At 38.0% G+C, this 12975-nt stretch carries 11 protein-coding genes and 1 pseudogene; 6 read left to right on the forward strand and 6 right to left on the reverse strand.

Annotated features, from left to right (window positions below):
• The 3 genes and pseudogenes from ACTB0Y_RS14275 to ACTB0Y_RS14285 all read left to right on the forward strand — a co-directional run.
• Positions 1 to 110, forward strand: a pseudogene (locus ACTB0Y_RS14275) (IS1595 family transposase); the annotation flags it as partial.
• 79 nt (positions 111 to 189) lie between these two features.
• The gene (locus tag ACTB0Y_RS14280; RefSeq protein WP_463207512.1) at positions 190 to 1323 is read left to right on the forward strand and encodes a glycosyltransferase family 4 protein; all 1134 of its coding nucleotides are present in this window, start codon (positions 190 to 192) and stop codon (positions 1321 to 1323) included.
• Positions 1313 to 1936: a ribonuclease HII gene (locus tag ACTB0Y_RS14285; protein WP_463207513.1), complete on the forward strand. Its 624-nt coding sequence runs from the start codon at positions 1313 to 1315 to the stop codon at positions 1934 to 1936. Before ACTB0Y_RS14280 ends, ACTB0Y_RS14285 begins: the two co-directional genes overlap by 11 nt.
• A gap of 2 nt (positions 1937 to 1938) precedes the next feature.
• Here ACTB0Y_RS14285 and ACTB0Y_RS14290 read toward each other — a convergent pair whose 3' ends face one another.
• A complete protein-coding gene (locus ACTB0Y_RS14290) occupies positions 1939 to 2505 on the reverse strand; it encodes a 5-formyltetrahydrofolate cyclo-ligase (RefSeq protein ID WP_463207514.1) in 567 nt (188 codons plus the stop codon).
• A 49-nt stretch (positions 2506 to 2554) separates the two neighbouring features.
• Complete coding sequence (gene gldB, locus ACTB0Y_RS14295; protein WP_463207515.1) at positions 2555 to 3598, reverse strand: gliding motility lipoprotein GldB; 1044 nt, start codon at positions 3596 to 3598, stop codon at positions 2555 to 2557.
• 184 nt (positions 3599 to 3782) lie between these two features.
• On the opposite strand from gldB, the gene ACTB0Y_RS14300 reads away from it, so the two are divergent.
• Positions 3783 to 4451 (forward strand): porin family protein, encoded by a 669-nt coding sequence (locus ACTB0Y_RS14300; RefSeq protein WP_463207516.1) that lies wholly within the window; start codon positions 3783 to 3785, stop codon positions 4449 to 4451.
• A 188-nt stretch (positions 4452 to 4639) separates the two neighbouring features.
• Entirely contained in the window at positions 4640 to 6292 is a 1653-nt protein-coding gene (locus ACTB0Y_RS14305; protein WP_463207517.1) for an NAD+ synthase, read from the forward strand.
• A gap of 4 nt (positions 6293 to 6296) precedes the next feature.
• Here the strand turns inward: ACTB0Y_RS14305 and ACTB0Y_RS14310 are convergent, their stop codons facing one another.
• The 4 genes from ACTB0Y_RS14310 to ACTB0Y_RS14325 form a co-directional block, all read right to left on the reverse strand.
• Positions 6297 to 7712 (reverse strand): sugar transferase, encoded by a 1416-nt coding sequence (locus ACTB0Y_RS14310; protein WP_463207518.1) that lies wholly within the window; start codon positions 7710 to 7712, stop codon positions 6297 to 6299.
• Positions 7713 to 7720: 8 nt separating this feature from the next.
• Positions 7721 to 8557, reverse strand: a complete 837-nt coding sequence (locus ACTB0Y_RS14315; RefSeq protein ID WP_463207519.1) for a hypothetical protein — start codon at positions 8555 to 8557, stop codon at positions 7721 to 7723.
• A 79-nt stretch (positions 8558 to 8636) separates the two neighbouring features.
• Positions 8637 to 9449: a hypothetical protein gene (locus ACTB0Y_RS14320; RefSeq protein ID WP_463207520.1), complete on the reverse strand. Its 813-nt coding sequence runs from the start codon at positions 9447 to 9449 to the stop codon at positions 8637 to 8639.
• A gap of 92 nt (positions 9450 to 9541) precedes the next feature.
• Positions 9542 to 10522, reverse strand: a complete 981-nt coding sequence (locus ACTB0Y_RS14325; RefSeq protein WP_463207521.1) for a KpsF/GutQ family sugar-phosphate isomerase — start codon at positions 10520 to 10522, stop codon at positions 9542 to 9544.
• Between the two features lie 193 nt (positions 10523 to 10715).
• On the opposite strand from ACTB0Y_RS14325, the gene recQ reads away from it, so the two are divergent.
• Positions 10716 to 12905 carry a DNA helicase RecQ gene (gene recQ / locus ACTB0Y_RS14330; protein WP_463207522.1) on the forward strand — a complete coding sequence of 730 codons (2190 nt, stop codon included), beginning with the start codon at positions 10716 to 10718 and terminating at the stop codon, positions 12903 to 12905.
• The last annotated feature ends 70 nt before the right edge of the window (positions 12906 to 12975 follow it).

Consider the following 12975-nt stretch of genomic DNA (forward strand, 5'->3'; position numbering starts at 1 on the left):
GGAGAACATCAAATAGTAGAGGTTTATTGTTTATGCGGTTACTTGAACAGGCTGTTATTGCAGAGCCTTTAACATATGATAAAATTATTAACGAAAATCACGGGTGTTGATCGGATACCCCATATTATTTTAAATAAATTTTACAATTGAAATATTTGATTAATTCTATCTTTGATAAAAAAATCAGATATGCGCATAGCAGTTAACGTACGACTTTTACTCAAAAATAAACTGGAAGGTATTGGATGGTTTACATTTGAAAATCTCAAAAGAATTACCCTTGCGCACCCCGAAATTGAATTCGTTTTTATTTTTGACCGGCCTTATGCTCAGGAATTCATATTTGCAGATAATGTGAAACCGGTCGTCTTAACCCCGCCAACAAGACACCCCCTTTTGTACGTTATTTGGTTCGAATTAAAGCTGCCCCGTCTTTTGAAACATCTCAACGCAGACTTATTCTTGTCTCCGGACGGATTCTTGTCTTTACGCTCAAGCACCCCACAAGTTGGTGTAATTCATGATATAAATTTCGCTCACCGACCCGGCGATTTACCCTGGTTTTACAGAAAATATTACAACTATTTCTTTCCTAAATTTGCTCATAAAGCCACACGTATTGCCACGGTATCGCAATATTCAAAACAAGATATTGCCAACACGTACAAAGTTGCTGATGAAAAAATTGATGTGGTTTATAATGGCGCTAACGAAATGTACACGCCTATAGATGAAAATCTAAAAACACAGGTAACAGCAAAATTTAGTGGCGGCGCCCCTTATTTTCTTTTTATTGGTGCATTCAGTGCCAGAAAAAACATCAAGCACCTGATACAGGGATTTAACAAATTCAAGGAACAAGACACGCAGAACTTTAAACTTTTACTCATTGGTGAACCGCTGTTCAGAGATGATGATTTGCAAAAGACCTATCAAAACCTTCAGTACAAATCTGAAATTGTATTTTTAGGGCGCCAGAACCCTGAAACCCTGCATAAAATTCTCGCATCAGCCCATGCGCTAACATTTGTACCCTTTTTCGAAGGGTTCGGTATACCTGTAGCTGAGGCAATACAATGTGAGGTGCCTGTGTTGGCATCGAACGTAACCTCTGTGCCGGAGGTAGCCGGCGATGCTGCCATTTATGTAAATCCCGAAAGTGTTGACGAAATAGCCAAAGGTATGGAGCGCATTGCAACAGATGAATCGCTGTACAACCAATTGCTGTCAGCAGCTGTAAAACAACAGCACAAATTTACCTGGGACAAATCGGCCGGGCGCCTGTGGGATTGTATCCAAAAGGTTATAGATAATGCCAAATAAAACATATAAACTCAAACCATATTACAAATCACACGCAATAGAAGCCGGTTGCGACGAAGCAGGCCGGGGCTGTTTGGCAGGGCCCGTTTGTGCAGCAGCTGTAATTCTTCCAACCGATTTCTCAGACCCATACCTTACAGACTCTAAAAAACTAACAGACAAGCAACGCCGGGCAGCCAGAACCATTATTGAAGATAAAGCGCTAACCTGGGCAGTAGCTATGGTTGACAATCACGAAATTGATGAAATCAACATTCTTAATGCCTCTTTTCTGGCCATGCACAGAGCGCTGGCTCAACTAACCACCGTACCGGAACATATTTTGGTTGATGGTCACCGGTTTAGCCCATATAAAAATATACCCCATACGTGTATCATTAAAGGTGATGGCTTATTTTTATCAATAGCTGCGGCATCGGTGCTGGCGAAAACTTACCGCGACGATTACATGTTGGAACTGCATAAAAAGCATCCGCAATACAAATGGAACAAAAATAAAGGATACCCGACAAAAGACCATCGTGAAGCTATTCGGAATTACGGCATAACGCCATTTCACCGCAAGAGTTATAACTTGTTCGACAGGCAACAAAAAATTCCTTTTCCGGAATAAATCTACATTTTTCTGTAATAAATTTTTTCGGGGGTAATAACCATGTCGAGTTGTTTATCGTGGTCATCAACGGGCACAGCACCAACTATCTGCTCATTATATCCAACACCTATAAGTGTAGCCCTTGTATTGCGGGAGCTAAACAGTTTATCGTAATAAGCCTTGCCTCTGCCAAGCCTGTTGCAGGCTGCATCGAATGCCAAGCCCGGAACTATAATCAAATCTGGCCTGGCATCTAAAATAGCTTTGCCCTGAGGTTCAAGAATACCAAAGTGCGGTTCAGGCGCCATATTTTCAATGCCTGTGTAGGGCTTAATCAGGAGATTCTCACCATCAATTACAGGAAGCAAGACTTCTTTTGTCTGATAAGCCATATTTACAAAATCATGCGTGAAAATTTCTTTACCAAAAGACCAAAACAACATCACTGTTTTTGCTTCGTTGTATTGCTTCACATTTTCCAGCCGGCTAAAAACAGCCTTTGTTTGCTGCATCTGTTCTTCCTTAGAAAGCGATTCTATAAAGGTTTTGATTTTCTCTCTCAGCAGTTTTTTGGCCTGATGTATCATCTTTACATTTTAACTTTATTCAGAAAAATTTGTATACGCTACAGGTCAATCATGGGTTATAACCCGATTGCATTAAAATTTGCTGATAATCATTGTTTTTCATCAGCTGTGGGATGCTTACTTCTTTATTTTTGTTCATGTAATTCCTCACAATTTGCCACCCGACCCATTGACCTACGCGCCCCGGGCTTTCTTTTGTAAATGGTCCGGTAAAAGGAGCATCTTCAATAAATTTCTTAATCAACATGCGATTATCGTCGAAAAGAATTTTTTTCTCCATCATATAAAGCCATACATCTTCTTCCGATTGTCGGCACCATGCTATATCCTTGGCTGCGAATGCGATCTTCAGTGAATCAGGAGCATTAGGGAAAAAGGCATCCATAAGGTAAAGCACTTTACCATGATATATCATGTTAGACACAAGATTATTGACCGAATCATTGAATGGGAATTCTGTTACAATCCAACCTTTAACTGCTTCAAAAGGCATTACTTCAGGGTTCATTCGCTTACGCAAATAATTTGATATCTGCAACTGGTCATAATACCTGGCGTCTTCGCCCAAAAACTTATCCACCCCAATTCCCAAAATATCTTCAGCAGTAACAACCGACTGATTAAACCCGGTCATCATCAAATAAATATCGGGCACATTACGATTGGGAAAATAATATTTGTAATGCTGAAAAGCGCTGTAAAGCTTCTCCCTGTACGGATTAAAATCGCGGTATAATTTGCGAGTTTTTTCATAAGCCATGCGAATATCATAATCAGATAAAAAGAGGGTAAAAATATCGTAAAAATCGCGCCTTTCCGGAGTGCCGGTTTTTATGATATGATAAAAATACAGTTCAGAAAAGGCCGGATAACTATTAAATAATTTGCCGGCATTCAATGCTACCGTATCGGGATGAGATTCGAAGAGCAAACTATCAAAACGCACTACTTCAAATTCCGGGTCAATGTTTCTGACATCTACATAGAGCTTATCATTTTTGCATGAGCTCAAAATAAAACTCAAAATAACAAAAAAGAGTAACTTCAAAGCATGATTGTTATACTTTTGTAATAAAATCTTGTATGTATTCATTGGATAAAATCTTAAACTATTTTGCACAAAAAAACAAAAATAATCGTTTGTTTTGATAACGGCATAATAATTAAATATTATTGATTCCAGCCATTTTAAAACATAATATGCTGTTTATCTTTTAAAAACATGGGAAATTCAACTTATATGTTTTATTTTACAATGGTCGTAAAACCTTATAACTATGAAAAAAACAATACTTATTTTTAGTGCCCTGTGGCTTGCAGCAGTGGGACTCAATGCACAGAACAAATTTTCATTTGGTTTTGAAGCAGCACCCCATATATCATGGGCGTCGAGCAACACCAACAAAGTAGTGCCTAACGGTACTTCTTTTGGCATAAAATACGGATTAAGAGGTGATAAATTTTTCGGTGATAATTACGCCATTACCTCAGGTCTTATGATTTCCCATACATCGCTTAATTTAATTTACGAAACCCCCATTGAGTTTAAAACGGTAGATAATGATTTTACAGCTGATAGTGGGAGTTCGGTAGAATACAATCTTCAATACATTGAAATACCATTGGGTATAAAGTTTCAATCAAACGAAATTGGTTATTTAAGAGTTCTGTTCGAAGGTGGTTTTATCCCTGCCATGGAGCTGCGCAGCAAAGTTACAGCCGATGAGTATGATGTTGATAAACAAGAGCTCACCGAAGGTACAATTCCGATAGCCATTTCGTATTATTTTGAAGGAGGTATATCATATTCCCTGGGCGCTCAATTGGCCCTTAAGGGCACATTATTTTACAGCAGCGGTATGTTCGATATCACAAAAGATGAAGGCGATAGAGAAGACAGGATTTCTCATAATGCCTTTGGAATGAAACTTGGCCTTATTTTTTAACAATCAAACAGTAAGTTTGCATGCTGGAAGGACCAAGTCGAGTTGTAAACCAAAAGTTTAGGTAACGTACATGCAGCTTAGTGCACACAAAATAACCAGAAGAAAGTAACGTTTTTACTCAGGGTATCATGGCGAAACCCATACCGGGTAACATAGGGACAGAAACTAACCACCAAAATTGTACAGAGATGAAAATTGCGTTAGCTCAAAACAATTATCACGTAGGCAATATAGAAGCAAACACAAACAAAATAAACGAACAGATTATTAAGGCTAAAAAACACAACGCCGACCTGGTAATCTTCTCAGAATTGGCTATTTGCGGCTACCCTCCTTTGGATTTGTTAGAACAAAAGAGCTTTATTGAAAAATCCGAAAAGGCAATCAACAACATTTTGATGCATGTAGACAATATTGCTGTTATTGTTGGCGCACCCAGTATAAATGCTGATCCGGAAGGAAAGAAACTCTACAATTCAGCTTATGTGTTACAAAACGGCCAAATAAAAAAGATTATACACAAAACACTATTACCTACCTATGACATTTTTGATGAATATCGATATTTTGAACCCAATGAAACACCTGAAATTGTAGAGATAAACGGGCATACAATAGCACTCACCATATGCGAAGATCTATGGGATGAGCAACCGGTAGATCAACCTTTTGCCCAAACCAGGCTCTACAAAAAGGCCCCCATGAAAAAGCTAGTGGGTAATAATCCGGATTTAATTATAAACATTGCTGCATCGCCTTTCTCATACAATCAGGAACAAAAAAGAAAAGGCATACTTAAACGCAACGCCCACGATTATCAAATTCCACTTATTTATATCAACCAGGTTGGCGCCAACACAGATTTAATATTTGATGGTGCCTCAAAGGTACTTAACACCAATGGAGAAATTGTAAAACAATTAAAAAGGTTCGAAGAAGATTTTGAGATCATTTCCCTTGAAAAAATAGAAAAGCAAGGGCCGACCACGCATAATACATCCGACAGCCGCATTAAACAAATCCACGATGCTGTGGTTTTAGGCATCCGTGACTATTTTGAAAAAAGCGGTTTCGAAAAAGCGCTACTGGGCCTCAGCGGCGGTATAGATTCTGCGCTGGTAGCCGCATTAGCATGTGAAGCGCTTGGTGCCAAAAATGTGCACGGACTTTTAATGCCTTCAGAGTTTTCATCAGAACATTCTGTAAGCGATGCTGAAAAACTGGCTATAAATCTGGGTATGCCACATCAGACCCTGGCCATAAAAGATGTTTACAATGCCATAAATAAAAGCCTATCACCCGTATTTCCCAACAATACTTTTGATGTAACAGAAGAAAACATTCAGGCGCGCATAAGAGGTCTATTACTTATGGCCTATTCCAACAAACATGGTAATATGCTGCTTAATACTTCAAATAAAAGTGAAGCAGCAGTAGGGTATTCCACACTTTACGGAGACACAAACGGTGGTTTATCGCCAATTGGAGATGTTTACAAAACAGATGTTTATGCTGTTTCGCGCTACATCAATCGCAACGAGGAAATTATACCTTCAGGGTCAATTGAAAAGCCACCATCTGCAGAGTTAAGACCTGAACAGCAAGATAGCGACAATTTGCCGGATTATGACATACTGGACAGAATGCTATTTGAGTTCATCGAGCGCAAACAATCTGTAGATGATCTTATTGGAATGGGTTTTAAAAAATCAGATGTGCTGAAAGTTACACATCTTGTAAATATACATGAATATAAACGCTACCAGTTTCCACCCATTTTAAGGGTTTCATCTAAGGCTTTTGGCATGGGAAGAAGATATCCTGTTGTAGCAAAATTTTAGTGGCCTATTTTCCGCTAGCCTCGAATATGGTTTTTGTGGTATAAATCATGATCTTGAAATCGACATACAGCGACATGTTTTCGATGTATATAATATCGTATCGAAGTCGCTCGATCATTTGATCTACATTTTCTGCATACCCATATTTAACCTGTCCGAGTGAAGTTATACCCGGCCTGACACGAAGTAGGTGGTAATAATGAGGTGCCCGCTCTACAATTTGATCAATAAAAAACTGCCGCTCCGGTCTTGGACCAACTAATGACATATTTCCAATAATCACATTATAAAACTGTGGAATCTCATCTAAGCGGGTTTTACGCAAGAACCTTCCCACGTTTGTAATTCTGTTATCTTCATGATTAGAAAGTTGCGGTCCGTCTTTCTCCGCATCAACTACCATTGACCGAAATTTGTATATTGTAAAAGGGTTGCCGAAACGGCCTATTCGGGTATGAGAATAAAAAATTGGTCCCTTTGAATTTATTTTAATGGTTATTGCTATACCTAAATACACAGGAATTAACAAAATTATGGCAAATACAGACAACACCACATCGAGGAATCGCTTAACATTTTCCTGCCAGGGAGGCATGAGTTCATGTGTTACTTCTAGCAAAGGAATGCTATACAGGGAGGTTGTTTGTACATAGCCGGTTAAAATATCATAAAGATCTGGTTGCATTAAAGTACGTGTATGCAATAATTCCAACCGGGATATAACTTTCTCGAGTTTGTCTTTTTCCTGATAATCCAATGATATAATAACCTCATCCACCCCGTGTGCCTGAACTATTTTATTTATATCTTCCAGTGAATCCCCAAGTTTAGGTAAATATTCTTCCAACGGATATTTTTCCTGCGGCTCCAAAGGTACAAATCCAATAAACTTGTTTCCTGATGATTTGGGTTTATGGCTCAGTTCTTTTATCAAACCAACGGCTTTCTCCTGAGCCCCGATTATGAGTGTTTTAAAATAAAATTCACCACGCCGTATTTTCCTTATTGTAGAACTGGTTATAACAAGCCTGGGAAGATAGGTTAGAACAAATTGAAAAGAAAAAAGCGTAAAAAACGATGTGTAATAATTTTTATAAGATGTGATATAGTCGTCCAAAATAAGTATGAAAAACAGAATCACTGAACCCACAAGTACCAATTTGAATGTATATGCCAGTTCCTGCAACCGCGACTTCCTTAGCAAGTTTCTGTATTCGCCTGTAAAATAGTACAGGCCTAACCAAAACAAAGGTATTACACTTAAGCCCAAAAAGAAGGTGTCATCATTTCCCAAATGAATCTTTTCAATTGGAAATTTTTCAACATAAACTTTACGATAGCCATAAAACAAGCCCCAGCTAATTGCTGCAGCCACAAAATCGGCTAAAACATATTTAAAGGTGAGTAGCTTTTTGTTCATACATCCAATTAGTAATGAATTAATCTAATATTATCGAGATAAATATGTTTGGTTTCACTTGTGAGGTTATTGCTACCAAACAAAAAGCGGAACTGATTATTTACCACGTTATAATCATCTATAAAGTTGCTTAAATAAATATAAATATGTTCCCACCCGTCTGTGGGATTAAACTGATATATACGTGCCTCTCTGATGCTGCCATCACTCAAATTCTGAATGTGCCAGGCAAATTCAAAATAATGGTCCGTTTTATAAGATAGCTCCAGATAAACATCCCTGTCAGAAGGCAGCGAATATTGCTCAACAGACTGAACTCTAATTGTAGAGTCGGGTTCAATTATAATAAGTCCGGCTGTGGAAGAAGGGGCATCGCTTATAGTATCTGTTTTTATAATAACAGTTTGGGCGGAATCGTAAGGTTCTATTGTTGTAGAGGCCGACTCAAAAATTTCTTCCCAGCGAAAATTAAGTCCCTCACGAAAAGATGTTTCGGGTTCTAAGGTCGTTGTTTTTCCAGGTTCAAGATTAACTTCTGTCTCCCAGTGTTGATAAAAGGGATAAGGACCTCTGGAAACAGCAATACCATTGACTTTAATGCCTGGTACTACTCTTATGTTCGAATTACCCTGCTCTAAAACCGGGAAATGTGCAGGAAGCTCAAATACACCCACTAAATTTTCATTTACATAAACCCAGGCATCTGTAAGCTGTGCATATTCTTCATTTACAGTAATATCCTCAATAGTAAGGTAAGCAGGGATTTCTTCTTCAGGGTTGATGTAATCACAACCCACAAACGATAAAAAAGTTACTACAAACGCAAATTTAGCTATTCTACTCATTATCAAAACAATAATATTAATCGTGCTGTTACAAAAATTTATCTTGCAAAGAAAATAAAAATATCAGCTTAAAACTTTGCTATAGGTAAAAACCTTTTTTCTCGACCGAATCTTTTAGTTTAGCCAATACAGCTACTACAGTATTCAGGCAGTGCAAGTCTCCTTTTACATCACTCTTGTATAACGCATTAAGTTGTTTTTTTAATATATCAGCATCATCGAAATATTGCTTCTCCGGCAAACTTCCCTGCTTAAAATAATTTTGATTATAAATCATAAACTGATTTGTAGTTTCTTTATAATCGCCTGCAAGCACATGCAGATATTTTTCTTGCAGGTTATTCAAATTGGCCGCAATAGCCCTTATTTCATTATTACTGCCGGGCATTATTTGATAGGAAGCATGAATATTGTCACATTCTAAAAAAATACATCCAAACACCAAAAACTGATAAACCTGATTCACCAGATTATTTTTCTGGGCCATATTTGTGAGATGAATGTGCGTCTGTCTGGTTAAATCTTTATTAAAAAAATCGAGCAGACCGTAATACGGCGAAACATTAAATGCAATGCTATTGCCGGCTTCTTCCTGGTAAGCTTTACATTTTTGTATAACAGGTAGAGACATTGGTTTATCAATATCAAGAAAAAGCTTGTTCCCTTTTTTTATGGTATGGTAAAGTAAATTTAAATTTTGTGCAGCTCCCGATTCAATTACAACAATATCATTCAATTGCACAAGATCCTCTACGGTATCAATGGTTTTAAAATTCTCATCTCCTTCTTTGCTTTGCAAAACTGTAAGGTTGCTTTCACCATATGCGTTGATGAATAATGGTGCCCTTTTTTGAATATCCAATTCAGTTCCTATAAAACCAATTTTAATCATAGTTCGGAATATATTTTAGATAAAGGAAACAAGAAAATCGAATCATTCAAAGTTCTAACTAATAGGTTTTAACTTAAGGGCCACAACCCATATCACACAATACCTTCTTTAAGGATATCATGCAAATGTACCATGCCCTCATATTTTCCATCTATCGCTACGGCAAGTTGGGTAATGTTATTCTCCTCCATTAAATTAAAGGCTCTTATAGCCATAGCATCGGGAACAATGGTTTTTGGGTTCTTGCTCATAATATCCTCTGCTGTTGTAGTACTTAAGTCAAGTTTATTCTGTATCATTCTCCTTAAATCGCCATCTGTAATAATCCCAAGCACCTGCATTTTTTTATCTGTCACAACCGCTGCACCAAGGCGTTTTTCAGATATTTCAAGAATCACTTGCTCTACGGGGGTTTCTAATGCAACCATTGGGCGCGGGTTATTTTTATATAAGTCGCTTACACGCATATACAATTTTTTGCCAAGTGCTCCACCCGGATGAAAACGCGCAAAATCTTCTTCACCAAAATCTCTGTATTCAATTAATGCAATAGCCAAAGCATCACCCAAAACCAGCTGAGCGGTGGTACTTGAAGTAGGCGCCAAATTATTGGGGCAGGCTTCTTTTTCGATGGTGCTTTTTAATACATAATCAGCGTTTTTTCCTAAAAAAGAATCTGTATTGCTTACCATGCTAATTAGGGTATTTCCCCTGGACTTTATCAAAGGAACAAGCACCTTAATTTCAGGAGTGTTACCACTTTTAGAAATACACAAAACAGTATCGTGTTGCTGAACAATACCCAAATCTCCGTGAATAGCATCAGCGGCATGCATAAAAATTGCGGGAGTACCTGTAGAATTAAGAGTTGCTACAATTTTATTAGCAATATTGGCACTTTTTCCAATACCCGTAACAATTAGCCGGCCTTTTGAATTAAAAATTAGTTCAACTGTTTTAGCAAAATCCTCATCCAAATAATTTACAAGATTCTTTATAGCAGAAGCTTCATGTTCTATTGACTTTCGGGCAATTTTTAAAATATTCTCGTAGTTACGCTTATGATCATTCATTTTATGCACAGTTTTTGTAAAAGCTTAGCGGGTTTAAGTGTGTAAAATTACTAGATTTTATTACACTCAGGATCAATAAGTCTCTGTTTGTTGATAAAACCTGAAAAATATCACCTGAATAACTGACAAAATAAAAATAAATGTATTGGATTTTTACTAACTTAGTGATAGATTTTAGAAAATATATGCACAAATGAATGGAAAATATAGTACGCTTAGTGCTGAGTTAAAAAAACATTTTGGTTTTAACACTTTTAAGGGAAACCAGGAAGCCATAATAGAAAACCTGCTTGATAATAATGATACATTTGTTTTAATGCCCACAGGTGGTGGAAAATCGCTTTGCTATCAGCTACCGGCACTCTTACAAGAAGGCACTGCCATAGTGATTTCACCCCTTATAGCATTGATGAAAAATCAGGTAGATGCCATGCGCAGTTACGCCGGAAATGATAGTATTGCTCATTTTCTGAATTCTTCGTTGAATAAAACAGAAATGACACGGGTACGTGAAGATGTATTAAACGGCAAAACCCGGCTACTTTATGTGGCTCCTGAATCGCTCACCAAAGAAGAAAATATACTTTTTCTGAAAAAAGCCAAAATACAATTTTATGCAATTGATGAGGCACATTGTATTTCAGAATGGGGCCACGATTTCAGACCTGAATACAGACGAATAAGACCCATCGTTGAAACCATTGGCCGTGCACCTATTATCGCTCTAACTGCCACAGCCACACCAAAAGTTCAACACGATATACAAAAAAACCTTGGTATGCTTGAGGCCAATGTTTACAAGTCTTCATTCCGCAGGCACAATTTATATTACGAGGTACGCCCCAAAAAGAATGTCAATAAACAAATTATAAAGTTCTTAAAAGATAACCAGGAAAAATCCGGTATTATTTATTGCCTGAGCCGCAAAAAGGTTGAAGAACTGGCAGAAACACTTCGCGTAAACGGAATAAAGGCCTTAGCCTACCATGCCGGGATGGATGCAGCCACACGTACCGGGACTCAGGATAAATTTCTCATGGAAGAGATAGATGTCATTGTAGCAACCATAGCTTTTGGAATGGGCATCGACAAACCTGACGTGCGCTTTGTAATACATTACGATATACCCAAAAGCCTCGAAAGCTATTACCAGGAAACCGGACGTGCCGGCCGCGACGGTGGAGAAGGTAAATGCATTGCTTTTTATGCTTATAAAGACATACAGAAGCTGGAGAAATTTATGCAGGGTAAACCTGTAGCAGAACAGGAAATTGGGAATCAACTACTCAATGAAGTGGTAACATATGCAGAGTCCGGTGTTTGCCGCGTACAGCAATTATTGAATTACTTTGGCGAAACCCTTAACGAACCTTGCGGCAATTGCGACAACTGTTTGAACCCAAAAGAAACCTTCGAAGGAAAAGAATACATTGTTCAGATTATTGAAACAATCAAAACCATTAAAGAAAGTTTTAAGGCCGATTACATATCAAAACTCCTTGCCGGAGTTGCCGATTCAGCCATAAAATCATACAAACACCATAAATCGCCACTATTCGGGTCCGGAGGAGACCATGATGCCCGCTTCTGGAATGCCATTATACGGCAAGCCCTGATAAAAAAACTACTGCGTAAAAACATTGAAAACTATGGCTTGCTCACCGTAACAGAAAAAGGCGAAGAGTTCTTAAAAAGCCCATATTCAGTAACCTTGTATAAAGAACATGAGTTCCCTGAAGATGACCAGGAAGATGATATACACACATCAAGTATCAATACTGCATCAGCAGACCCTACCCTGTTTGCTATGTTGAAGGATCTGCGCAAAAAAATCGCCAAACGAAAAGAAATACCACCATTTGTAATTTTCCAGGATCCCTCTCTGCAGGATATGGCTATCCATTATCCGATTAGTATTGAAGAAATGCAAAACATGACTGGTGTCGGGCAGGGCAAAGCCAAAAGATACGGGCGTGAATTTGTAGAACTGATTAAAAAATACGTGGAGGAAAACGAAATTGAGCGCCCTGAAGATATGGTGGTCAAATCGGTTGTTAATAAATCTGGGCTGAAAGTGTACATTATTCAATCTATCGACCGTAAAATACCGCTGGACGATATTGCCTCTGCCAAAGGCATGGAGATGGATGATCTGCTTAAAGAAATTGAAGCCATTGTATATTCTGGAACCCGCCTGAATATAGGTTATTACATAGATCAGGTTGTGGATGAAGAAAAGCAGGAAGACGTATATGCCTACTTCATGGAAGAAGCAGATAATGAGTCACTTGAAGATGCATTGCAAGAACTGGGAGAAGAAGATTACTCAGAAGAAGACGTCAGGTTAATGCGTATTAAATTCTTCTCTGAAATGGCTAATTAACAAATTATTCACATTTTCAATGGCAGGCAAATCCTAAATTCGGCCTAAAATTTGTAATTGCTATCCCAAA

The organism is Salinivirga sp. (genome assembly GCF_055145285.1).